Source organism: Neolewinella aurantiaca (assembly GCF_008014675.1).
GTDB lineage: Bacteria > Bacteroidota > Bacteroidia > Chitinophagales > Saprospiraceae > Neolewinella > Neolewinella aurantiaca.
Map to the genome: position 1 here is coordinate 1 of NZ_VOXD01000005.1, position 24,095 is coordinate 24,095.

Annotated in this window: 19 protein-coding genes; 3 read left to right on the forward strand and 16 right to left on the reverse strand. The window is 54.4% G+C overall.

Annotated features, from left to right (window positions below; translation table 11 throughout):
* Positions 1–216: 216 nt before the first annotated feature.
* From FUA23_RS04405 to FUA23_RS04415, 3 genes are all read right to left on the reverse strand, one after another.
* Positions 217–1,020, reverse strand: a complete 804-nt coding sequence (locus FUA23_RS04405; RefSeq protein WP_187270882.1) for a DUF547 domain-containing protein — start codon at positions 1,018–1,020, stop codon at positions 217–219.
* A gap of 314 nt (positions 1,021–1,334) precedes the next feature.
* Entirely contained in the window at positions 1,335–1,859 is a 525-nt protein-coding gene (locus FUA23_RS04410; protein ID WP_147929516.1) for a hypothetical protein, read from the reverse strand.
* Between the two features lie 61 nt (positions 1,860–1,920).
* Entirely contained in the window at positions 1,921–2,565 is a 645-nt protein-coding gene (locus FUA23_RS04415; RefSeq protein ID WP_147929517.1) for a uroporphyrinogen-III synthase, read from the reverse strand.
* Between the two features lie 313 nt (positions 2,566–2,878).
* Between FUA23_RS04415 and FUA23_RS04420 the strand changes: the two genes are divergently transcribed.
* Positions 2,879–5,584 carry a valine--tRNA ligase gene (locus tag FUA23_RS04420; protein ID WP_147929518.1) on the forward strand — a complete coding sequence of 902 codons (2,706 nt, stop codon included), beginning with the start codon at positions 2,879–2,881 and terminating at the stop codon, positions 5,582–5,584.
* Positions 5,585–5,679: 95 nt separating this feature from the next.
* On the opposite strand, the gene FUA23_RS04425 is transcribed toward FUA23_RS04420, so the two are convergent.
* The 7 genes from FUA23_RS04425 to FUA23_RS04455 form a co-directional block, all read right to left on the reverse strand.
* Entirely contained in the window at positions 5,680–6,573 is an 894-nt protein-coding gene (locus tag FUA23_RS04425; protein ID WP_147929519.1) for a dienelactone hydrolase family protein, read from the reverse strand.
* Positions 6,574–6,722: 149 nt separating this feature from the next.
* Positions 6,723–7,088 carry a heavy-metal-associated domain-containing protein gene (locus tag FUA23_RS04430; protein ID WP_147929520.1) on the reverse strand — a complete coding sequence of 122 codons (366 nt, stop codon included), beginning with the start codon at positions 7,086–7,088 and terminating at the stop codon, positions 6,723–6,725.
* Positions 7,089–7,191: 103 nt separating this feature from the next.
* Positions 7,192–9,507, reverse strand: a complete 2,316-nt coding sequence (locus FUA23_RS04435; RefSeq protein ID WP_147929521.1) for a TonB-dependent receptor — start codon at positions 9,505–9,507, stop codon at positions 7,192–7,194.
* A 91-nt stretch (positions 9,508–9,598) separates the two neighbouring features.
* Complete coding sequence (locus FUA23_RS04440; protein WP_147929522.1) at positions 9,599–10,072, reverse strand: hypothetical protein; 474 nt, start codon at positions 10,070–10,072, stop codon at positions 9,599–9,601.
* A 173-nt stretch (positions 10,073–10,245) separates the two neighbouring features.
* Complete coding sequence (locus FUA23_RS04445; RefSeq protein WP_147929523.1) at positions 10,246–11,112, reverse strand: DUF2911 domain-containing protein; 867 nt, start codon at positions 11,110–11,112, stop codon at positions 10,246–10,248.
* Positions 11,113–11,240: 128 nt separating this feature from the next.
* Entirely contained in the window at positions 11,241–12,362 is a 1,122-nt protein-coding gene (locus FUA23_RS04450) for a ligand-binding sensor domain-containing protein (protein ID WP_147929524.1), read from the reverse strand.
* 117 nt (positions 12,363–12,479) lie between these two features.
* A complete protein-coding gene (locus tag FUA23_RS04455; protein WP_147929525.1) occupies positions 12,480–13,343 on the reverse strand; it encodes a WD40/YVTN/BNR-like repeat-containing protein in 864 nt (287 codons plus the stop codon).
* A gap of 126 nt (positions 13,344–13,469) precedes the next feature.
* Here FUA23_RS04455 and FUA23_RS04460 point away from each other — a divergent pair, with 126 nt between their 5' ends.
* Complete coding sequence (locus tag FUA23_RS04460) at positions 13,470–14,366, forward strand: winged helix-turn-helix domain-containing protein (RefSeq protein ID WP_187270883.1); 897 nt, start codon at positions 13,470–13,472, stop codon at positions 14,364–14,366.
* A gap of 60 nt (positions 14,367–14,426) precedes the next feature.
* On the opposite strand, the gene FUA23_RS04465 is transcribed toward FUA23_RS04460, so the two are convergent.
* From FUA23_RS04465 to FUA23_RS04490, 6 genes are all read right to left on the reverse strand, one after another.
* On the reverse strand, positions 14,427–15,431 hold the full coding sequence (locus FUA23_RS04465) for a glycoside hydrolase family 43 protein (protein ID WP_147929527.1): 1,005 nt from the start codon (positions 15,429–15,431) through the stop codon (positions 14,427–14,429).
* Positions 15,432–15,592: 161 nt separating this feature from the next.
* Positions 15,593–17,023 carry an MFS transporter gene (locus FUA23_RS04470; RefSeq protein ID WP_147929528.1) on the reverse strand — a complete coding sequence of 477 codons (1,431 nt, stop codon included), beginning with the start codon at positions 17,021–17,023 and terminating at the stop codon, positions 15,593–15,595.
* A gap of 67 nt (positions 17,024–17,090) precedes the next feature.
* Positions 17,091–18,227: an endo-1,4-beta-xylanase gene (locus FUA23_RS04475; RefSeq protein ID WP_147929529.1), complete on the reverse strand. Its 1,137-nt coding sequence runs from the start codon at positions 18,225–18,227 to the stop codon at positions 17,091–17,093.
* A 140-nt stretch (positions 18,228–18,367) separates the two neighbouring features.
* On the reverse strand, positions 18,368–18,880 hold the full coding sequence (gene lptE / locus FUA23_RS04480) for an LPS assembly lipoprotein LptE (protein ID WP_147929530.1): 513 nt from the start codon (positions 18,878–18,880) through the stop codon (positions 18,368–18,370).
* A 131-nt stretch (positions 18,881–19,011) separates the two neighbouring features.
* Positions 19,012–19,704 carry a Crp/Fnr family transcriptional regulator gene (locus tag FUA23_RS04485; RefSeq protein ID WP_147929531.1) on the reverse strand — a complete coding sequence of 231 codons (693 nt, stop codon included), beginning with the start codon at positions 19,702–19,704 and terminating at the stop codon, positions 19,012–19,014.
* 256 nt (positions 19,705–19,960) lie between these two features.
* A complete protein-coding gene (locus FUA23_RS04490; protein WP_147929532.1) occupies positions 19,961–20,530 on the reverse strand; it encodes an NUDIX domain-containing protein in 570 nt (189 codons plus the stop codon).
* Positions 20,531–20,754: 224 nt separating this feature from the next.
* Here FUA23_RS04490 and FUA23_RS04495 point away from each other — a divergent pair, with 224 nt between their 5' ends.
* The gene (locus tag FUA23_RS04495) at positions 20,755–23,631 is read left to right on the forward strand and encodes a T9SS type A sorting domain-containing protein (protein ID WP_147929533.1); all 2,877 of its coding nucleotides are present in this window, start codon (positions 20,755–20,757) and stop codon (positions 23,629–23,631) included.
* Positions 23,632–24,095: the final 464 nt, after the last annotated feature.

Consider the following 24,095-nt stretch of genomic DNA (forward strand, 5'->3'; position numbering starts at 1 on the left):
TTCTTTATCTTTGACATGGGCTGGCTTGCTTGTGCTTTAGTTGTGGTAAACCAAAGATATGGGCGCCAGCCCAACTTTACGAAACGAGCATTTATGCCCCTAGCCGCAAATGTTCATGCAACAACGCCAATCCATTCTGCTAAATCTGTCTCCGAAGAATAATCCTGAGCAGGTACGCATCGGCGTTCTGATTTCTGCAACCTGATGTTCACCCCATCAATCCTCCGCCCAGATGCCGGTCTTCAGTGTCCAATCATAGTCGGTGTATTTCCGTTTCATGTTCTTATTGTCTTCGGTGAGGATACCGTACTCAACGAGGAAGTCGTCTATACCGTCGTGATCACGAAAATCACCTTTAAACCAGGAGAAGAGCGGACTGGTGTAGAGTATTTTCTTTCCACCTTCTTCTTTTATTTCACTGTGTTTGGCGAGGTATTTACGGACACGGTCATCGACCTGTTCGTTAAAGGTTTCCGGCTCATAGACTTCTACCGGCGGGCAATCAGCAGCTCCGCAATTAAGTGCAAAATGAACCCGGGAGTCTCCTCCTTTAATCTTGAACGTTCGTTCAAATTTATTGGGAAAAAACTGAGGAATGAAGCCCAGCCCGAACCTGTTCTCGCCACCACGGATGATCCCGTGCTCCATCTCGTTGGGGCTAAAGAGATGACCAGCGACGGTATAGCTCGGTGTGCTGAAAAACGAACTTGAATCATCGAACAGTTCCGGATTACGGGTGAGCAGGTACTGTACCATTCCGTTGTACGTATTTACCCAAAAAGCCAGCTTTTTATCCCGGGTATCCAGTGCAGACAGCAAGTCGGCCGGCTCTAGTGCCCCCAGTTGATCAACCAGTGCGGTGGCATCCTGCCCGGCCTTGATGGTTTCCAGTATTTCTTCGCTGAGTGCGTTGGGCATCGGGCCGTTATAATCCGCCGGAGGAAAGTCATCCGCTGGTTGGTAGCGGCCGCAGGAAGTAATAGATAAAACGAAAAGCAGGAGTACTGGAAAAAAGCGCATGGATAGATATAATTTCCTCTTTAACAATTCCGGATAGTTTTTTGTGCTATCGTATGGAGACAAACCGAAGTAAACAGTAGGCATCAAACGGCCAATCGTAGCCTGCCGACAACTCACTTCATGCGAATTCACCGGAACACCACTACAACAAAACTACCTGTTCAGACACTCAACCAGATTTTCAAATCAATGTTTCAGAGCGGTTAAGATTAAACGGGTGCAAACCAGATTGTCGCGATTGCTCCTCCCCTACGTAGCGATGTGGGGTGGCTGGGAGGGGGTTGAGCGACAATCTACATTGCGCCCGATTAAACCTACCACTCTTGTATTTGGGCGGTAACGGCTCTGAGGTCGATATAGGTAATCGCTTCAACTTCGTGCAAAGCCTCCAGGTCAACCGGAAGAACGATTCGAAACCGGGAACCGGGAACAATCTCTGCAGCTGCCTCAAGAGGAATCATTGGTGGCGCACAAACCGGCAGCTCAATCTCTTCTCCGGTTCGTATATCCCGTACAAGTGCGGATCCGAATGATGGGTCAATCCCCTCGAGTGTACGCGGGAAAACCGGGCCTTCGAATATCGTCAGGTCACCATCTATGTTTCCCGGCAGCGAGAGCGATTTGGTTTGACTTACTTCCAACGAACCGATGGAACCGTTGCTTCCTCCTGCATCAAACGTACGGATGTAATTGACGGGAAGAGAGAGCAGCTCAAAACGGTCACTCTCTGCGATGTCCACTTCAATTGAGATACTCGCCATAGATTCCTGCTTCGTACATGAAGCGAGCGCAATGGTACAAAGCAGCAGGAAAGAAAGGAGCAATCTGCAAGACATCATAATAGAGATTCTTTAATCGTAAAGTTATCTATTCCTGCTGCCGAATGGGACCCGAATCGGGTTAAAGTAAGCTTAAAAGCTTCTCTTCGGATGCTTCCCGGGGCCACACACAGGCTATACCTCGTGCTTCAAGGGCTGCTCCGGTACTGGGGCCGATGGCAATCACTCTGGCTCCGGGTGCAAGAGGTTGATGATCCACGTAAGCAGCCACATTCAACGGACTGGTGAAGATGTACACGTCGGCGTTTACGGGCGCGGCCGCAGGTGCAGGCATGTTGTTGTAACAGACCGCGTCGAGCACCGTGATCTCGTCCGCAATAGCTTTCTGAACGCTCAGGCGGGATTGCCTGGCGCGGGGAAAGAAAACGCGCTGCCCTGCAGCGACCTCAAGAAAGGCCTCGGCAGTGCGGGCGGGGTTTCCGTCGCCGGAAAAATCAACACGACCTGCCGCTTTTCCCAGGTAGAGTGCCGTACCGCCGCCAATGGCGGCGAGCTTTGTTTCCGACGGAGGCACAATACCATCGCGCAGGGCAAATTCTACCGCACGAGGACTGTAGAAAAACCACCAGTCAGCATCCGTGGGCGGAGTGTAGGCGACAGGGGCGAAAGTCAGAAATGACCGGCTGATGATGGCATTACCTGTTTCTTCCGCCCAGCGGAGGAGCGGACTGTCTGGCTTTAACTTACGGGAGATGAATACGGTCATTGATGTTGTAAACGATGGACAGAAGTATCCGGTCAAAGGTAAGTCTTTCCGGTACGAACGTGCTGCTCAGCCACACTATGCACCTGCGACCGCGCCGCCAATACTGAAGACATAGTTTTGTGATCTCCCACCCGATTCAGCGCTCACAACCACCTGCAACTCATGCTGGTACAAAAAGCGTTACCATACCACTAAAGCAAGTCCTATCTTCGCAGCCGAATTGGTTCGATAGTTAAGATGGTTTTCTGCCCCCTAAGGGTCAATCTGCCACTACACTACCGGACCAAATTACCAACGAACCAACGAACGAAGCATGTCCGCCCCGAAGACCTACACCGCCAAAGACGTCGAAGCCAAATGGTACGCCCACTGGATAGAGAAAAACTATTTCCACAGTGAGCCCGATGAGCGTGAGCCTTTCACCATCGTCATCCCGCCGCCCAACGTAACCGGCGTGCTGCACATGGGCCACATGCTGAACAACACCATTCAGGACATCCTGATTCGTAAGGCCCGCCTCGACGGGAAAAACGCCTGCTGGGTACCCGGAACTGACCACGCAAGTATCGCCACCGAAGCCAAAGTTGTGCGTAAGCTGCGCGAGCAGGGCATCAAAAAGTCTGATCTGACGCGTGATGAATTCATGAAACACGCCTTCGCCTGGAAAGAGGAATACGGCGGTATCATCCTGAAGCAATTGCAGGAGCTTGGCGCGAGCTGCGACTGGGAGCGCACCCGCTTCACGATGGAGCCGGAGCTCTACAAGGCCGTCATCAAGGTGTTCGTCAACCTGTATAAAAAGGGCAAACTGTACCGCGGCCTGCGCATGACCAACTGGGATCCTGCCGCTCAAACAGTACTCTCTAACGAGGAAGTGATCCATACCGAGGAGAACAAAAACCTCTACCACGTCCGCTACAAAGTAGCGGGTACCGACGACGAGTACATCGTTGTTGCCACCAGCCGCCCGGAAACCATCCCGGCCGATACCGCACTCGCTGTTCACCCCGACGATCCGCGTTACACTAAGTACCACGGCCGTAAAGTGATCGTTCCGATTGCCAACCGTGAAATCCCCGTCATTGCCGACGACTACGTTGCGCTGGACTTCGGAACGGGCGCCCTTAAGGTTACCCCGGCCCACGACATGAACGATAACGCTTTGGGCGAGAAATACGGCCTCGAAGTTATCGACCTGCTCAACGCCGACGGAACCATGAACGAGAACGCCATCGAGTTTGTCGGCATGGACCGCGACGATGCCCGTGTTGAGTTCGTAAAACTGCTCAAGAAAACCGGCGATCTGCTGGAAACCAAGCAGTACCGCACCAGCGTTGGCCGCTCCGAACGGACCAACGCCGTGGTAGAGCCGCGCCTCACCCTGCAGTGGTTCCTCAAAATGGACGACATGGCCGCTACGGCCCTCGGTGCCGTGGAGTCCGGCGAGGTAAAGTTCCACCCCGAGAATATGGTCAACATGTACCGCTCGTGGCTGAAGGAAGAAAACGTCCGCGACTGGTGCATCAGCCGCCAACTGTGGTGGGGCCAGCGCATCCCGGCCTGGTACTACAACGAAGAAATTTTCGTCGCCGAAACGGCCGAAGAAGCCCTGCTGGAAGCCCAGCACAAGTTCCCGCTCGAAAACCTGACGATGGATGACCTGACGCAGGACGGTGACGTACTCGACACCTGGTTCTCCAGCTGGCTCTGGCCAATGTCCGTTTTCGACGGCTTCAAAGACACTAAAGAACTGGAGTACTACTACCCCACCAACGACCTCGTTACGGGCTGGGACATCATGTTCTTCTGGGTGGCTCGTATGGTGATGGCCGGCTACGAATTCAGCGAAGAATTACTCGGCGAAGAGTTTGTGAAGAAGAACGGAAAGATGCCGTTCAGGAACGTCTACTTCACGGGTATGGTCCGCGACGAGAAGCGCCGCAAAATGTCTAAGTCGCTGGGCAACAGCCCCGATGCACTCGAGTTGTTGAAAAACTACGGTGCCGACGGTGTTCGCTTCGGGATGCTTTCCAGCGCCGCAGCCGGCAACGATATCGTCTTCGATGCGCCCATCGATCCCAAGACCAAGGTCGCCCTCAACGAATCGGAGCTATGTAATCAGGGTAAGAAATTCTGTAACAAGATCTTCAACGCCAACCGCCTCATCCAGAGTTTCGAGGTGGCCGACGTTGTGCCCAACCCGACCGCAACCCTCGCGGCGAAGTGGCTCGAGGCAAAATTGAACCATACCATCGTTGAAGTGGACCGTATGATTGCGGAGTACCGCGTCAGCGAAGCGATGATGACGCTCTACAAATTTATCTGGGGTGATTTCTGCTCCTGGTACCTCGAGGCCATCAAGCCCGGTGAAGGCGAGGCCATCAGCCAGCAAACCTACGAAGCAACCATCTCCGCTTTTGAGCGCATGATGACGCTCCTGCACCCCTTCATGCCCTTCATTACCGAAGAGGTTTGGCACGACCTGCGCGACCGCGCCGAGGGCGATGATTGTGTTGTTTCCAGCTGGCCTAAAGCCGCTGAATACGACGCCGACATCGTTAAATCCTTCACTCTGCTGCAGGACACTGTTTCGAGCATCCGCGACATTCGCAACCAGCGCAAGGTGGGCAAGCGTGAACCACTCGCCTTTTTTGTTAGCCAGAGTGCCGACAGCGAGAAGCTTCTGGGCGCGACCGCAGGTGCAGTGGAGTTCCTCAAAAAGGCCGGCGCACTGAGTTCGGTCGAACTGACGACCGAGGCTCCGGCCAACGCCCTGCCCTTCCTTATCGGCAACGACAAAGCCTACGTTGTCCTCAACGAAGCCATTGACTTCGAAGCCGAGAACGCCAAGATCAACGAAGAGATCAAGCGCCTCGAAGGCCAGCTGAAAGGCGTGACCAAGAAGCTCGCCAATGAGCGGTTTGTTGCCAACGCTCCCGAAGCCGTTGTAACCCTGGAAAAGAAAAAACAGGCAGACTGGACCGCTAAAATCGAAAGTCTTAAAGCAATGTTGGTATAAACCCAACCGGTGCCAAAGCCGCTTGCGCGCAACGGCTTTGGCACCACTACCCGAACGGGGGCAGTTGCTGCCCCTATGCCGTTCGGACCGCCGGTTTACTCTGAGGGCATCTCGCGCTGGCGCAGGTGCTCGTCAAAAAACGTAATAGTTCGTTCCCACGCCAGTTTAGCTGCGGCTTCATCGTAACGCGGCGTGGTATCGTTGTGAAAGCCGTGATTGGCACCGGGGTAAACGTGTGCCGTGTAATTCTTATCGTTGGCCTTTAACGCGGCCTCGTAATCCGGCCAACCCTTATTGACCCGCTCATCCAATTCACCGTATTGAATCAGTAACGGGGCCTGGATAGCCGGTACATCTTCGGCTGGGGGCTGGCTGCCGTAAAAGGGAACGGCTGCGCCCAGCTCCGGTAACCGGACTGCCATCTGGTTAGAGATGGCTCCGCCGAAGCAAAAGCCGACAACGCCAACCTGGCCGGTACACTCCGGGTGATGGCGCAGGAACTCGTAGGCAGCAATGAAGTCTTCCAGCATTTCAGCCCGGTCACGCTTGCGTTGCATGGCCCGCCCCTCGTCATCGTTGCCGGGGTAACCGCCCAGAGGCGTAAGGGCATCGGGACCAAACGAGATGAAGTTGGCGACCGCTGCGCGTCGCACCACATCTTCGATGTAAGGGTTCAGCCCTCTGTTCTCGTGGACAACGATGATGCCAGGTAATTTGTTGGTGGCGTTCACCGGGCGGGCCAGAAGGCCCCGCATGGTGATTCCCGTCGCCGGGGTTGTGTATTCAACCGTATCCGCATCCAAGCGGGGATCATCGGCCCGCACCTGAATCTTGTTTTCGTAATCGGGTAAAAGGTGGTTGAGCAACCCAGACACCGTCAGCCCGCCAACCGCATAAACGGAAAGCTGTTTAACGAAGCCGCGCCGGTCCAGTTGGTTGTGGGCGTATTTGTCGTAAAGGTCGAAGACTTCCTGCGGAATTGGAGGCATGGTAGGATGGTTTGCAATTAGTTGAGGACCGTAAGTTAAGGCGTATCGGGCAGCCTTTTCAACTCTCCCGGCACCTGCGGCCGCGCCAAATAGAAAAGCCGCCACCAGACATTGTCCGGTAGCGGCTTTTCGTTGCTGAAGCAAAATGCTTATTCGGGCTTAGCACAAGACTTCGTCTTGTCTGCGCAGCAGGCGTCCGGCTTGGGCTTGCAGCATGCGGCAAGTGCTTCCTGCGCTTTGGGGCGGGCGGGCACGTCGTCGGCGTTGTAGCCAGTATTGGCGATCGCCTGACGCAGGGTGGCTGCATCGAGGACATCGTCGTCGTACTTGATTTTGACCTTCTTGGTTACCAGGTCGAGTTCAACCTTCTTTACGCCTTCAAGCGCGCCGAGGCTCTCTTCGATGTTGGTTTTGCACATCCCGCAGATGGCATTGGTCTGGATTACGATTTTCTTGGGGGGAGCCGCCATGGCGATGAAGCCGAAAAGAGCGACGAAAAGAAAAAGATTACGCATTAGTTAAGATTTATAATGTGAAGATAATAAAATGAAACATGTCAGAGAAGACTCCGGCGTGGTTTAAGTTTCTCTTAACCCACACGTTCTCAGAGACATGGAATTATTCCAACGTCCAACGGACGCCGACATAAGCTCTGCGCTGGAAGAGTGGTTGGTACACCTGGGTCGCATCAAAGTAGCCATCGAACGGAGACCAAGCACCGATGATCGCATCGCGTTGGGTACGATTGGTCAGGTTTTCGCCTCCGGCGTAGAACTCGGTTTTGGCGTTAGCGACGTAAGTCAGGTTGATGCCAAGCATGCCGAAGGCCGGCGACCGCTGCGGATGGGCAACGTAGATGTCGTCAGGAATCTCATCGAAGTCGATCAGCCGCTGTTCACCCGTCCAGTGGTAGTTCAGGTGAGCCTTGAACCGGGCTCCGTCGTAACCGAGGGTCGCAAGGGCACGGTGTTTGGGCGTAAGGGGAGCTTCGCGCAACCCTTCACCATCGTACGTCTGCCGCACATCGTTGTATTTGTACGCCAGTTTAATGTCGATCAGCGGGAGGATTTCGTAGTTTCCACTCACCATAAAGCTGTTGGCAAAGCTCTTGCCATCCAACTGGTAAATGCGCAAAGTTTCGATGTCCTGCTCAGCATCAACGATCAGTTGGTTCTGGAAGTCGGTCCGAAAAAGGTCAACGATGATCTGGCCCTCACGCCCGCCAAGGAAGAAGTCCTGCGTAAAGTTGACGCCATAGTTCCAGGCAGTTTCCAGACCTCGAAAGCCCGGGTTATCGGCATCCATTGCTTCTGCCCCGACGATACGATCGGTGACCGTCCGGCTGCTGGGCAGCCAGTTGAGGTTATCGACCAGCAGGTTCGGAGAGCGCCAGCCCCGGCCCATACTCAGGCGTACAGCAGACCGTTCGGTGGGGTTGTACTTCACGTTCAGGCGCGGGCTCAGTTGCGTCCCCCCCAGATTATGGTGGTCGGCACGAAGGCCCAGAATTACGGTCAGAGCCTTGAAGTCTCGTCCTTCCCGTGACTCTTCCCAGTTATAAGTGTATTCACCATGGGCACCAATGGTGTTTTCGGACCGGCTGTAATCGGTTTCATCGAAAACTTCAACAAAATCGTCTACGCGGGCAGTACCGCCAAAGCTCAGGCGGTGGTTATCATTTGCAATTCGCGTATGGTAGAGCGCATTGAAGTAACCTGATTTCTGCTCGCCTTCGTGCAGCTTCAGTCCGTAGCGGTTATTGAGTTCGTGGTAGCTACCACTATAGATGAACCCGATGCTCTGCCAGGGCTTGTTAAAACCGTAGTAACCGGTCTTCCCCCACGCTTCGATACGGCGATTGTCCTGATCGATGAGATAAGGATCGAGAACGTCCTGCCCGTGATCGTGAACGTCTTGCTGACCGCCGGTGCGGCGGTCGCGGGCACCGAGAATATTCCACTGGCCTTCCCAGTTATCGGTGCTTTGGCGGAATAACCGGACCAGACCAACGGCCGTGCGGCGATCGGGCATGTCCTTGAAGCGGTCGAAATCGTGGTCGTGCTTGTTCTCAGTAAAACTACCGTGGGCCGATCCGCCGAGCCACAGTGTTTTCCCGATTTTGGTGTTCCCCATCAGGTTTACCTCTCCCCTGCCCTGGCTACTGCCAAAAAGGTTCACGTACGCTTTGGGGCCGTGCGGTGGTTTGATCAACTCGGTATTGATCTGCCCGGTCAGGCCGTTTGCTCCGGATTCAAGGCTGCCACTTCCCTTGCCGATCTGGATTCCTTCGACCCACGGGCCGGGAATGAGATCGAGGGCAAACGGGCTCGCCAGGCCATCCAGCATCGGTCGTTTTTCGAGGGTCAGCATGGTATAGTTACCGCGCAAACCAAGCATCTGGATTTCGCGGCGACCGGTGAGTGGATCGCCGTAAGTCAGATCGACCACGGGGCTGTTCTCGAAGCTCTCGGCGAGGCTGCAGCAAGGTGCTTTACGCAGCTCCTTACTGTTGATCGACTCGATGTTGCGGTCGTTGAGCAGGCTGGCGGCGCGTCCGCCATCGCGGGCGGTTACTTCCACCTGGCCCAGCGACGTACCTTCCTCGGTCAGTACAATCGTCAGGGGAAAAGTGAGCGTATCGGTCATGAACTCGCGGGTTGCGAAGCCCAGGTAACTGATACGAAAAGTATTCTGTCCGTCCTCGTCGGCCAGGGTGAAGTTTCCTTCGGTATCGACGGTTGTTCCGCCGCCACCGATCCACTGTACGGTAGCGCCCGTGAGGGGATAATCGTCGGAATCGAAGACCTGACCCTGAATTTGGCCGTAAAGATCAGAGGATGGCAGTAAGGTTAATATGAAAAACGCGGTAAGCACGGGTAGTGCGTGCCTCCTTTTCAGGCGCGGCCGCAGGTGCAACAATGGTTGAAATAGCATTAATTGTAATGATTTAGCGATGTTGAAAAACACAGGTTTCCGCCCGGCCGAAAGGCCGGGGAACTACAGCCCTGAGGCTGCCAAAAATTCGCTAAATCAAAAAAGTCTGGTGGGCGACCAGTAAATCCCTCCCTGAGCGTCTGTCGGGCGGGTCGGGGCCACGGATCGGGCGTGTTTTAGCCACAACCTGCGCTGCGAGCGGGAGGTAAGCCGGCCACGAGGGCATGAGCCCGGCGGAGGGAACAATGCTGTAATCGCCAACGGTTTCGAGTAAAAAGTCGGCGTCGAGCGCAGCAACGACAACCTCGCTGGAGCCGCATTTGTGCTCAGACAGTTCTGGCGTCTGGCATTCTTTGGTTGCCAGACAACAAGCCATTCGATGGTGATCGTGCTCAGTTATCTTAGCAGAATGCGCCTCACAGTCGTGATCTCTCCCAGGCAGGCTGAGTTCAGATTCTCCGATGCAAGCACAGTACACCCGTTGCAACGGCAAGCCAATGCTGACTACCAGGAGGTAGAGCGTTAGCCATGGAGTTAACCGCCTTGTGAATTTACGGATGTGCACGTTGCAAATTTAAGGACTTACAGGTTAGAGTACAAGTCTTCTTACGCTAACGCCTTGTTAACGGCCTTTGTTGAACTTCCATTCCGGGTAAATACCCAAACCTTTGGGTGTGAAGGAATTCCAGGTTCCCCTGTGCTGGTCGGGAGCGCACTTTGCACCTGCGTTCGCGCCGCCTACTTCATTGCTTCAATCTCCAGCCGTCGTTTCTCCAGCCGTTCGGTGATCGTCCTGATCGTTTCCGTTTGCCCGGGAAATTCCAGAGTAAGAACGTCCCTGGCTTTCTGTAACGAAGCCAGTGCTTTGTCCTTCTCGCCCGTGAAATGGTAGATTTCCGCCAGGGTTTCGTAGATGTAGTAACGGTTCTCCTCCTCGAGCGAAACGATGTGCTCGGCGAACAGCACGGCTTTATCCATCGACAGCTTATTGAAGTTCAGGTAACTGACCGCCCGGTAGTATTCTTCCTGATCGTCTGAAAGCGGAGCAGCAGCCAGGCTGTCGATGAAGGCTTTGTTGTCTTCCTCCAACGATGTCTCGATCGGTACACTTACCTGAACGTCGGTCCAGGAGAGGTACATTTCGGCAGCGCCGGGCGTAAGGTCGAGTTCCACCGACCAGGCCTCGTAGAAGCGGCCCGGGTTGGTAACCGGGACGCATACCCGAACCTCCTTTTCCGGATCATAATCGGGGGAATCAGGCATCACGGAGTTTCGGCTCAGGATGATCGTCCACTCCTTTTTGGTTGGGATGACGTAGAGTCCGTACCTGCTTGCCGGGGCAAACTGCCCGGCGATCGTCACGTCCTGATTGATGGTGATGAACGTTCCTCCCGCCCCGGTGTGCCAGAGTTCGTCGTAAGGAACGAGGCCTCCGAATATTTTTCGCCCCCGGGCCATCGGCCGGGTTGTTTCAATGGTGACTTCGGCGTTCCCTACCTGCTGGCGTACCGTGGTTCTCATGCTGTACGGTCCGTAGGAATGCTGAGCGGTAAGACTGGCTCCGGCAATGAGGAGCAGGATGATGGTGTGTAGTATCGTTTTCATAATTATGGAAATATTGACACGTTCTACCCTCCTATTTACAGGCAGGGAGGTATAGTTGCGGCAGATTTAAATTGAAGTTTCGTGGGCAGTATTGCCCGGGAATTGCACCAAGGAACTGTGTGGACGAATCACTTCCACGGCCCACCTTGGGTTACATTGATGATCTTCTCTCCTTCCAGACGAAATAACCCGCCGGAGCAACCGATCCATAAATTGCCCCTGCTGTCTTCCAGCATACTTTGAATTCCTTTGAAGGGGATGGCGCTGCTCCCCTGCTCCGGTTTGAAGTTGGTGAATTGCTCTCCGTCGTATTTGTAGAGCCCGTCGGCGAGGGTGCTGATCCAGACGTTGCCGGATTTATCGGCGTAGGTGCTGTAGACGTCGTTTTCGCTCAGGCCGGGGTAGTCGGGGAAATAGGTGAATTGCTTGCCGTCGTAGCGGCTAAGACCGCCACCACCGAAGCGCTTTGCGGGGTCCGGATGGTCCTTCTGGGAGACGCGGGTGCCGAACCAAAGGTTCCCATTCCGGTCTTCGGTCACTGATGTTGCGCTGTTAGAAAGCAACCCTTCCTTTTTGGTGAAGTGTGTGAATTTCTCTCCGTCGTATTTTGTCGCTCCGTAGGCATCTACGGTAAACCAGACGTTGCCTTTGCTGTCGATCATGCTGACGGAGGTCCAGTCTTTCGTATCCTGGTTCCATACCGTATCTACTTCGGGTTTGGGCAGTTCAAATTTGCTGAAGGTGGAGCCGTCGTAGCGAAATATACCACCCCAGGTACCTATCCAGAAGTCTCCGGACTCCTCGATCAGGACGTTGCTGACCCGGTTGACGTCGGGGCCATAGTTTCCAGCGAAGTTACTGAAGGTCTCAAACGTATCTCCGTCGTACTTCACCAGGCCGCTTTCGGTACCGAACCAATAATTGCCCGCTTTGTCCTCGGTAATGCTCGCAACCCGGTTATCGGGCAGGCCATCGAATTCTGTGAGGTAGGTCAGTTTTTCACCATCGTAGCGGGCAACGCCCTTCGCGATGGTTCCGAACCAGAGGTCGCCCTTGCTGTCTTCGAAGATGTCTACGACGTAATTGGCCACTTGAGTAGGCTGCTTTGCATTCAGGCCAAGGTCGAACAATTCCTCCGTGTCGTCTTCGGCTTTGGCCGAAGCCTCGGGCGACTTATTCTGACTGCTGCAGGAGGGCTGCAGCAGAAGACCGCAGAGCAGCAGGGTAAGACATGGTATTCTTACTTTCATAGGTTGTTGATTTGAGTTAGGTCTCACCCCGTCATCCTTTGGCGGGTACGGTCGCGCGCTGCGCGAGTCGCAGGCGGAGTGATTGGCAGGTATGTTCGAGTACACGGCTATAGCCCGCTAGCAGCCCGCGGCTACGCCCAGGAACCACCCGACGGAGGTCTCGGTGATGGAGCGAACAGGCATTTTACTGTCGGGCGCGGGTTTGAAACCTCCCCACAGTGCAGCGGGCAGGTTTTTGCGGTTCATACCGGGGAGGGCTATGATTGGTTTTTCCCAGACCTGACCGGTTTTACTGCGCATGATACTTCCGTCTATTCCCAGGGCGTAGAGCCTCTCGGTGGTTGGCAACAACTTTGAGATGGTCCAGGGAGAATAGACAAAAGCCCAGCTTTTGCCGTCGTCGTCGCTGGCCAGAATCCCGTCCCTCCGGGCCGCGAAGAGCCTTCCGTTGAATTCGGTAATACTATTGACCTGTACCAGATCACCCGTCTGGTACCAGGTAGTTCCGTAGTCAAAAGAACGGTAAATGCCGTTATCGGTACCTGCGATCAGGATGTCGCCGTGAAAGTGCAGCGCCCTGACTGATCCGCCCATAAAATTGAAGACGAAGCTGTTCCAGTGCAGGCCCTGATCGCGTGAGGTAAAGACCCGGCCATGATAAGTACCGATCACGATCAGATCGCCCTTAGCGGCGATGGAGTTGATGTCGATCCGTTTGGGTAATCCTTGGTTACGGGCTTCCCACCTTTGCGCTCCGGCAGGAAGGACGAAGAAACCGTGGATGTCCGTACCGAGTAAAACCATGCCATTGTGCTCCAGCATTGCACCTGCGCCCGCGCCTTCCGGAAGGCCTTCGGCAAACGGAACCCAGCTCTCGCCCTGGTCCGTGCTCCGGTAAATGTTCGGCGGATCGGCCGGAGGCGTTGTATCGGGAGCAACAGCAAAGGCGGTCAGGCAGAGCAGAAAAGAGAAGATGTACATGCTTGTTTATTTTGGTATCCGCAAGGTATGGCCACCTTCAGTCCGGGCCTGAAAATAAATGTAAAAGGATGTAAAGGCCTGGTAAAAGTAAAGTTACGCCGTTTTCTACGTCGTACTTTTGCGTGTATGAACAAGTGGTTACTTCGCCTTTCCCGGGCAACAGGCCTTATGCTGGTCCTCCTGACGCTAACGAGTGCGTTGTGGCCGGCACCCCCTGCCACCAGGGATCAGAAGACGTCGCTCGCGCTACGGCAGATCGGGCACAACTACCTTTCGCTTTTAGGGGATTCAACGACCCGCATCCCCGCAGTTGAGGAAAACGAAGACGGAACCCTACTACTGCGACTCGAACAAAAAATAGCCTACGACACCCTCAACCGGATCGCACGAAGCGTGCTGGCCGACTACGACATACGCGCCGATTACACCCTGAGCCTCGAAGATTGCAGCTCCGGAGAGGTGTTCCTCGGGAGCCTCTGGCCCGGTGTCCGGGACGATGAATACACCGACGACAGCGAGCGGGCGTGTATGGGACGCGACCAGGAAAACCGTTGCGCGAACATCATCCTTGCTTTTGCAACTAAGCAGGAGGCAGGTACGCCCTTCCTCACCTGGTTCCTGGGCGGGCTTGGGGTTCTACTGTTCTTTGCAGGCCGGTTGTCTCCCGCGCCTCCACACGTTACAACGCCAGCACCGGAACCAGACCTTGTGCCGGAACAACCTGGCCAGCTACGGCTCGGCGAAGATTGTACCTTCGATGAAACCGCCCACCTGCTGACCATCGGAACCGTACAGCACGAACTCACTTACCGCGAAGCAAAACTGTTTGGTTTCTTCGCCAACCGTCCCAACGAAATTCTCGCCCGTGCCGACATCAACGAAGCTGTTTGGGGAGAAGAAGGCATCATCACCGGCCGAAGCCTCGATGTTTTCGTTTCCCGGCTGCGCAAAAAACTGGCAACAACCGAGCACATCGAAATCAAAACCGTGCACGGCGTCGGGTACCGTCTGCTGGTGGGCTGACCGGCAAACCAACGCACGAATTTCGGTCTCACTACTGCAGATAACACGTAAGGATACTCATTACTCCCGGTACGGTTTCAGCACCTGAATCCTCCCTTCCTCGTCGTAGGTTATTTCTGCCATTTTAACGCTGCGCAGGTGGGTAACGCCTTCGGAAAGAACGGAATCATGGTAAAACAGCCACCACTTACCGTTCCATTCTGCGATCGAGTGATGGGTCGTCCAACCAACAACCGGTTCGAGGATCCGGCCGGCGTAGGTGAACGGGCCGTAGGGGCTGTCTCCGATGGCGTAACAGAGAAAGTGGGTATCTCCGGTGGAATAGCTGAAGTAGTACTTCCCGTTGTACTTGTGCAGCCAGCTGGCTTCGAAGAAGCGACGGTCGGTGTCGCCTTCCAGTAGTAAATCACCGTTTTCGTCTACGATGTCTACGTACCGTAGCGGTTCGGCGTGCTCCAGCATGTCGTCGGTCAGGCGGGCAACGTAGGGGCGTAATGCGGGTTCGTTGGGGGCCGGCAGTTCGTTTCCAGCGTCCCACTTGTGGTTGCGGTACTGCTGCAACTGACCACCCCAGATACCACCAACGTAGATGTAATAACTGCCGTCATCGTCTTTGAACACCGCAGGATCTATGCTGTAGCTTCCTTTCATGTAGTGCGGTTCGGCTTTAAACGGCCCAACCGGGCTGTCGCCTACCGCTACCCCGATGCGGAACATCTGGTCGTGGTCGCGTGCGGGGAAATAAAAATAGTATTTGCCATTTTTTTCGGCACAATCCGGCGCCCACATCTGGCGGGTTGCCCACGGAACGTCCTTTACGTGGAGGGCAACGCCTTCGTCTTTTGCAACCAGGTTTTCGTTTACACTCAGCACGTGGTAGTCCTCCATCCCGAAGTGGTCACCGTTGTCGTTGAAGGGGATTCCCGCATCGATGTCGTGACTGGGATAAATGTAAAGTTTGCCACCAAACACGTGTGCTGAGGGGTCAGCGGTATAAATGTGCGTGACGAGCGGCTGAGAGATCGCCCGTTGAGCAAGTTCTTTGAAGTTAAGTTCGTTGGTCATTTTTTGTTGTTGTGGCGCGGACGCAGGTGCAGTACCGGTTTTTTGGAAGCCAGGTAGTTGCAGCGAGCCGGGGCAAGAGCTATTAAGATCCAACTCTCCGCCGGAGCAACGGGGTGCTCCAACCCAACTGTGAACCTGCGGCCGCGCCCATATGAATTCGTTTATGCTGCGTTTTCTCCCCTGCGGACAAGCAAATCACTTTCGATCTGCGTCTCCATCCTCTTATCGATCTCGTAGAAGAACAGCAAGCCACAACCGATCAGGAAGGGGATGGAGCAAAAGACGGAAACCAGCATCCGGATACCGGCAAGAGTTTCCGGAGCCTGCAGCGCCAGGTCTTTGGCGTAGCCGTAATAAGACAGCAAGCCCGCCACCAGCGCGCCGCCGATGCTGAGGCCCACCTTCAGGCCAAAAATCATGGCCGAAAAAATGATCGCCGTTGCCCGACGATTATTCTTCCATTCCGAGTAATCCGCCACATCGGCGATCATCGCCCACAAAATTGGTACGGTAACACCGTAAGCCAGTCCGTGCCCGATTTGCAACAGAAATACGCCCGTAACCGCCGTTGCCGGCATCGGCAGGTGCGCCAGCAGGAAAAGAGTGGACAGGAATAGAAAACTGCCGAACACGTTGCGCTTCCCGTATTTGTCGGCCAGCCCTTTGGAGAAGAAAATACCGATGATCTGGCAAATGATGCTCGTTGCGTTGTAGAGACTGAAGGTCGAAGAAGCCGGGTCCTCCACCGAGAATAAGTTGGCGAAGCCAACGCTGTCCAGAAAGGCGCTCATCGCTGCTTTGTCCATAAACTGCTCGAAGTAGTAGATGTAAGAACCTCCCTTCAGGGCGAGAGACACGAAAATGAGCGTGGTCAGGATCAGCATAATTACCCAGGGGCGGTTCCCGAAGAGATCCTTCAGGTCATTGATTACGCTGGACTCTTGCTCCGGTTTCGGGATCACGCGTTCCTTAGTGGTCAGGAAGGTGATCAACAGGCAAACGACACCAACCACAGCAAGTACCATCATTACTTTTTCGAAGCCGACGGCTTTGTCGCCGTCGCCCGCCCACAGCACGATGGGGTAAACGAGTACCTGGATGATGAACTGGGCCACCATCACCGCCACGAAGCGGTAGCTGGAGAGGCTGTTCCGCTCAGACATACTCCCCGTCAGTACGCCACTCAGCGCTGAATACGGCAGGTTGTTGGCCGAGTAGATCATTACCAGCAAGAGGTAGGTCACGCCGGCGTACCAAAGTTTGCCCGAAGGCGCAAAGTCGGGCGTTGCGAATGTGGCCATAACGATCGCCCCGAAGGGAACCGCCGTCCATAGAATCCACGGCCGGAACTTGCCCCAGCGCGTCCGGGTGCGGTCGGCAATGGCGCCCATTACCGGCGTAAATACAGCACCGCCAATGATGCCGGCCCAGAAGATGATGAAGGCCGCCCAGCCCGCTTCGATGCCGTACACATCGGTATAAAAGAAGGCGATGAAGGTAACCAGCGTCTGAAAGACGAGGTTGGCGGCAAGGTCGCCAAGGGCATAACCGACTTTCTCGGTTACGCTTAGTTTATGATTTATCGTTGACATGATCGGTGGTGGAAAGTGAAAAATAAACAGACGGCTGCAGCGTAGCCGTGCTTTACGAAACTCCGTTTTACTCGCTTCGCAGTGACATTACCCGGTGGTAGGCGGGCTTGGGTTCGTACTCGCGGTCGAACAGCAGCGGATAATTCGTTCTTCCCTTTATGGGCCAGCCGTTCAGCCAGGAATGACCGTCGTTGACACCCCAGAAGGTGATCCGCTCAATTTTATCGGCGTGGCTGAGGTATAATTCAAAAAGATCCTCGTACCGATCGGCGAGGACTGTTTGCATACTGTCGGTCAATCCGTCCGGGAAAGGGTTCATGAACGGGCTGTTCTCGAAATTCTGGCTTACTTCGGCGCCCACCAGATCCCAGGGGTTGGGCAGCACCGTTACGTCCAGTTCGGTCATCGAGACGGGCAGCCCCGCTGCTGCGTAAGCTGCAATAGATTGCTCGATGGTATCGAGCGTCGGGCCGCTGATGCTGTAATGGGCCTGCATCCCTATTCCGTCGACCCGACCTCCTGCTGCGCGGATTTTTTTGATCATCCGGATGGCGCCTTCCCGCTTATCCGCGTTCCACATGTTGTAGTCGTTGTAGTAGAGTTTGGTATCCGGGCCTGCGGCCTCGGCGGCCATCTTGAAGGCTTCGGCCAGGTAGTCCTCGCCAATAACTTTATAAAAGTAACTCTCCCGCAGGGTTCCGTCTTCGTTCAGTGCTTCGTTCACTACGTCCCAACCGTCGATGCGGCCCCGGTACCGCCCGGCAACCGAATCGATATGGGTTTTCATTTCGGCCAACAAGGCCTCGCGGTCATTTATTTCTCTGACGTATTCGCTGAGCTGGCTGTGCCATACCAACGCGTGGCCAACGATAAACATACCGTTGTCTTCGCCAAATTGTACGTAATCATCGGAGTCTTTCCACTCAAACTTACCTGGTTCGGGGTTAATCACCTCCCACTTCATGATGTTTTCGGGGGTGATCGTATTGTATTCCCGCATCAGCAGGTTCTTGCCCCGCATCCCAACGTTGTCGATGTGTTTAGGCGCAATCGCCGCACCAATCAGAAAGTCATCCGCGTAAGCACTTTTCAGGGTTGGCGTCTCCTTTTCGGGCGCGGCCGCAGGTGCATTGGGGGTGGAAGAAGAGCAGTGAAAGAGACTGAATGCCAGTGCTCCCAGGGCCCATAATTTTATGGTTTGCATGATCAATTTTTATTACCTGAGTCAAAAGATTGAGCCAAAGTAATTCGATTGATTTAATGCAATTGATTGCAGCGAAAAGAGAATTTTACGCCGGACGATGCGGAGCCAAAACAGCAGACAGCAGACTACCCTTCCGCCCCCTACCAATCTTCGGCGAAAGCCTTATTGAAGATTGCTTCGTTGATCTGATCGGTAATGTCTTCAATGGCTTCATCCTGAATAGACGCCAGGGTCTGAGTAGCCGGGAAGTCGTAATAATTCGAGAAGTTTTGTTTCCAGCCTTCGTCAGACTCATCCCGGAGGTTCTTGTACTCGATGGCGACAACAATGGTAAGACGGTTGAGTTTTGCAAAAGCTGCCGTCTCATCGCTCGGGCTCGCGCCCTCTGCCGATACTCGAAAATCTACCAATGTGCCTTTCACCTCAATGTCGGGCGCATCTTCTGTTATCTGTAACCGAGCCTGATCGCGGATCTTGTCGCGCAGCGCCTCCGTCATATCTATATACAAGGTAGGCGGAGCCCCCAGGGCGTTGTCTATGTACAGCGGCACGTACGCTTTCTCAACCCCGGTAGGGATCGAGATTCCACTGAGGGTATAACAGCCCGTCAGAGATACAGCAATCAACAAAGAGAATAAAAGGAATCTTGGCATAAGAAAGAGGAGGCTGATTAGAGGGGCGAAATTACTGAATGTACGCTTACCCCATTAAGGACACTATTCTCAGCTCCTTTAGTTGCCTCCGGCTTTCTTATGCATGGTAAGAACAGCGAATCAGGTCTTGCTTAGGCTGCGCTGGCTTTGAGGTTTTCCATATCCCGTACTAAAATACGGCCCCGGTTGAAGTAGATGAGGTTTTCCTTACGCAGTTCGTTGAGTACCAGCGTTACCGTCTGCCGGCTGGTGCAGGTAATGTTGGCGATGTCCTGGTGCGTAAGGCTGTGCTTGAGCAACATCTCGTAGCCAACCTGACGGCCGCGCTTCTGAACTACTTCGTAAAGGAAGTTAACGATGCGGCTGCGCGCATCTTTGAAGATCAGGTTCTCCAGTTTGTTTTCTGCAGCCATCATGCGCTGGCCGAAGAGCTGAAGCAACTGCTGGCTCACCGTGGTGTTCTGCGCCAGGATTTGCTGGAAGTCAGCAATGCGGATGGTGTAAAAATGCACCTCTTCCTTCAAGGATTGTGCCGTTTCGTTGCGCGTTTTTTCGCCAACGAGGGCCAATTCACCGAAAATAGCTTCCGGGTGGATTAGCTGCTTAATCACTTCCTTACCCTCGCTGCTATGGGTACTGATTTTTATGGCCCCTTTGCAAAGCAGGTAAATGTGCTCACTTGCCTCTCCTGGCTGGTAAATTACTGAGTAACGCGCCTTCTTGCGAAATTCCATTGCATCAGCTAATCTCTTCTTCTCCGACTCGGTGAGCGCGTCGAAAAGTGAGAATTGTTCCAACAGGTTAATTTTTGTAGCAGTAGTCATCTATAAAACCAATTTTGTGTCCCTAATAACAGATCAGATTCGGCCAAACAAGATTATTACACCCTATTCCTTGGCCGTTCTGTTGTCAGGACACCAAAATGAACTACTCCCCCCTACAAAGACGATAAAAAATTTCGGGCATCTGTTTTGTCGCCGGCAGTACGTTGGCAATCAACGTGTCCTTCAGGCACCCGGTTTGGACGCTTTAGCCACTCCTTTTTCGGGGAGCCATACCGCCTTGAAAGGGAGTTGATTCCTACTCCCCGCCCAACCTGTTTTCTCCACCAGAGTTCATCATCAAAGCAACCCGCTGTAGCGCTAAGATGCTGAGTGCGTCTTTAATACGCCCGTCCATGGTCATCCTGATCGCCTCAGTAAGTGGTATTCTGCGCAGGGTAAGTTCTTCGGTTTCTTCCGGCTCAGCGGCCTCCTGGGTGAGCCCCTTAGCCAGGTAAGCGACGCCGTACTCATCGGTCACCGAATTACTGAGGTGAAAGTCCATCAATTTAATCCATTCTTTGGCCACCAGACCGGTTTCTTCCTTTAGTTCCCGCTTGGCGGTGTCTAGTGTATCGGTTCCGACGGGGCATCCGCCTTCCGGAATTTCCCATTCGTAGGTATCCAGTGCATAACGGTACTGCCCTACCAGCCAGGTGTAGCCCTTTTCGTCGACGGGAACAATCCCGATAGCGTGATTTTTGAATTTTACGAGGCCGTACACTCCTGGGTTCCCCGCAGGGTTCAAGACTTCATGGTGTTCCACTCTTATCCAGGGGTTCTCGTACGGGACGGAGGCGCTAAGTTTCTTCCAGGGGTTTTCCGGCATATTATTCTTTTGTTCGTTGACCTACCTGACACACGGTAATCGTTTTTTGTTGCCTCACGTCACGTTTTCAGGCGCGGGCGCAGGTGCAAAAAATTGCTTTTTCAGCAAGGTGACGAAGCAACTCCGTCCCGGAAAACCAGTATTTATTGCGGATCGGGGAAAACTGGTAGGTTCGAAAAAGATCAGGTCTGGAAATTTGTGGCATCCCAATCAAAACCTATCCCATGTTCCGTTTGCTATTGCTTTGTCTGATCACTTCTCCCCTCTCCGCACAGATTATGGTGGACTGTGGTGAGACCTTCCACGACCCCGGCGGCGCTGCCGCCAATTACTCCGCATACGACTTTCAGTCCTACGAAATCTGCCCGACCAGCGGCTCCGCTGGTGATGTGGTAACGATCACCTTCACCGAAATCGATTTTGCGCCCGGCGCGGGCATCGATGTATATATCGGTGGCGATTTCATGGGCCCCATCCCCAGCGTCAACGGGCAAACCATTCGTTCCACGGCAGCCGATGGCTGCATTGCCATTGACTTTTACGAATTCGACGGCAACAGTGCCCCGGGTTTTACCGCCACGGTTTCCTGCGGACCGGGCAACGACTGCATCCAACCAACAACCTTATTTCGCGAAAGCAGAACAGCCTCTACCGCCACCATCGACTGGGAAGAGAACGGAACAGCCTCCGTATGGGACGTAGCCGTGCGCGCCTCCGGCGCTGCTTTCGACGAGGTCCCAACTACAACCGGTGCCGCAAAACCCTACACAGCAACGGGGCTGGTCACCGGGCAGACCTATGATTTCTACGTCCGTGCAAATTGTGGCAACGGAGAACTGAGTGTATGGACCGGGCCGTTCCGGTTTTCTCCCCTACCTCCGGCTCCCGACAACGATGAGTGCCTGCAAGCTACAGTCGTTCCTGTTGCTGCGGACGACAACTGCGCGGGTTCCGTTGCCGGTACCCTTACCAGTGCCACTCCTTCAGCCGCAGTAGTCAGCGATTGTGGCCCCAATGGCCAGGCGGATGTATGGTACGCGTTCTCCCCCTCCGGTTCCTCGGTCTTTGTGTCGGTCGCCACCTCAGGCGGCGGCGAGGGAGGAGGAAGGCCTCCGGAAGTCGAAATCTTCTCGGGCGCCTGCGGCGGCCTTGTATCCATTGCCTGCGGCAACGAAAGCCGGCTGACCGGCCTCACCAGCGGAGACACCTACTATATCCGGGTCTACGAAGCGCCGGGCGAAGAGATTGATTTCAACGTCTGCGTCTACGCACAACCGGAACCACCAACCAACGATGAGTGTTCCTCCCCAACCCTCTTAACGCCCTCTGCAACTTCTATCTGTAGTGGTCTTACTTCCGCTACTACCGCCGGAGCCACCAACACCCTGTCCGGGTGTGGCCTGATGGAGGCAGGCCCTGCCGATGACGACGTTTGGTTTACGTTTACCGCCACATCACCAACACAACTGCTCTACCTCGAGAATATCGTACCCGATGCCGGCTTCGATGATGATATGGGCTACGAAGTACTTTCGGGTGCCTGCGGCAGCCTCACTTCCGTCATCTGCAATACGTTCTTCAGCTACGATAATACGCCCATCTCACTAAGCGGCCTGACCACCGGCGCCCCTTACCTGTTACGGATCTATACCGACAATCCGGCGTACACCGTGGCCTTCGATATCTGCCTCGCCACCCCGCCGGTAAACGATGATTGCGGAGGTGCCCTTACGTTGCCGGTCAACAACAACGGTCTTTGCACCAGCGTCCTCGCCCAAACCACCCAGGGGGCTACCCGGTCGGGACCAGACTGTGGTACTGCCCGCGCCGACAACGACCTCTGGTATACCTTTACCGCTACCCATACCACGCATTTGTTGCAGGCACTGAACGTCGACAACCCCAACAGTAATTTCTTTCCTAACCTTTATTACGAGCTTAGCGAAGGGACCGATTGTGGCACGCGTATGGTAATTGAATGTGTAATCCTGACCAACACCGTCCGCAAGGAACTGACCGACCTTACCATCGGAGGGACCTATTTCCTCCGTATTTTCACCCGGTTCAGCTCGGATATTGCGGAGTTTGACCTCTGCCTTTCTTCTCCTCCCAATAACGACGACTGCGACGGGGCCTACCCCGCCGCCGTCAACCCCGACCTGAGTAACACGATCATCACTTCCGGTTCAACTCAGGGCGCAACGATGTCGCTGGCCGACCCGGCTTCTTTTTGCAGCACTTCGGCTAGCGATGACGACGTGTGGTTCTCCTTCACGGCACTCGCCGAGACCCACCTGGTCAACCTGCTCAACGTAGCCATCGCCTTCAATACCTACGATACCGACACGGACGCCATCGTCCGACTGTACGGCGGCGATTGCTCCGCGCCCACCGGCATTGCCTGTGACTTCATCGACAGCGATACCGACGAAGCGGTATTCGAGAACCTCACCCCCGGCGCGAGGTATTTTCTGACCGTTGAATCCCTCAGCTTCGACAATGAACTCTCCTTTGACCTCAGCATACGGACCGATCCGCTGCTGCTGCCCATACAATTGCTTTCCTTCAGCGGGCAGGCGATGGACAAATACAACCAACTAGAGTGGCGCACAGCCAGCGAAGAAAACACAGCGTGGCACATACTCCAGCGGAGCAATGATGGTGTTTCTGATTGGTACGAGGTGGCGCGAACGCAGGCTGCAGGGTATAGTAATGAGGAGCAGCGTTATCAAATCGTGGATCCGGCCCCGCCCGTCGTCAGTTTCTACCGTTTGGTGAGTAAAGACTACGACGGCAGTACGCAGCAGAGCGGGCTCTTGCGGCTGGAGCAGCAAATCTCTGCTGAAGCCGGTGTGCTTACGGCCTTCCCCAATCCCGCCGGCAGCACCCTCAACCTCAGCGTGACGCCGACGCAGGCAGGAACGTTGAACATCAGCATTTTCGACCTGACCGGCCGGGTGGTTGCCGAAACCAACCAAGCGGTGAGCCATGATGAAATTTCCCTTGCCGTAGACCTGACCGGCTTGGAGCCCGGAGCTTTCCTGATCGCCGTAACCGACGCTGGTGGAATGCGACAAACCACCCGTATAGTAAAGCAGTAAAATAACTTATTGAGTAATGATGGATCACGGGGGAGAAAAACAGCCTTCAGGAACTTTGCCCTGCACCTGCGACCGCGCCCGGATGTAAAATGTGATTTTCACAAAAGCAGTAGCAGGTTGATTCATTCAGCGCAGCCCTCCGGCCGGTAAACACAAAAACAGATCACCCGCGGGGAAACACCTTGCAGCTCATGGCCTTAAGCTTCGGCGAAAACCGATAAAACATCGATTTTTGACGCCTGTCCTTACCCGGGAGGACAGGCGCTTTTATTTGCGTGCTCACCGACAAGAAAATAAAAACCTTCCCCATAGAGCTTTATTTACGATTGCTAACCCTATCTTTCCGACCGCTAAGTGAACACTTTGTGCCCTGACAAGCTTTACAATGTACGTCTTTAGCGCCTTGCTACGACTCCACCACACTTATCTATTCGTAGCCTGGCTCATCCTCAGCCTTAACCAAT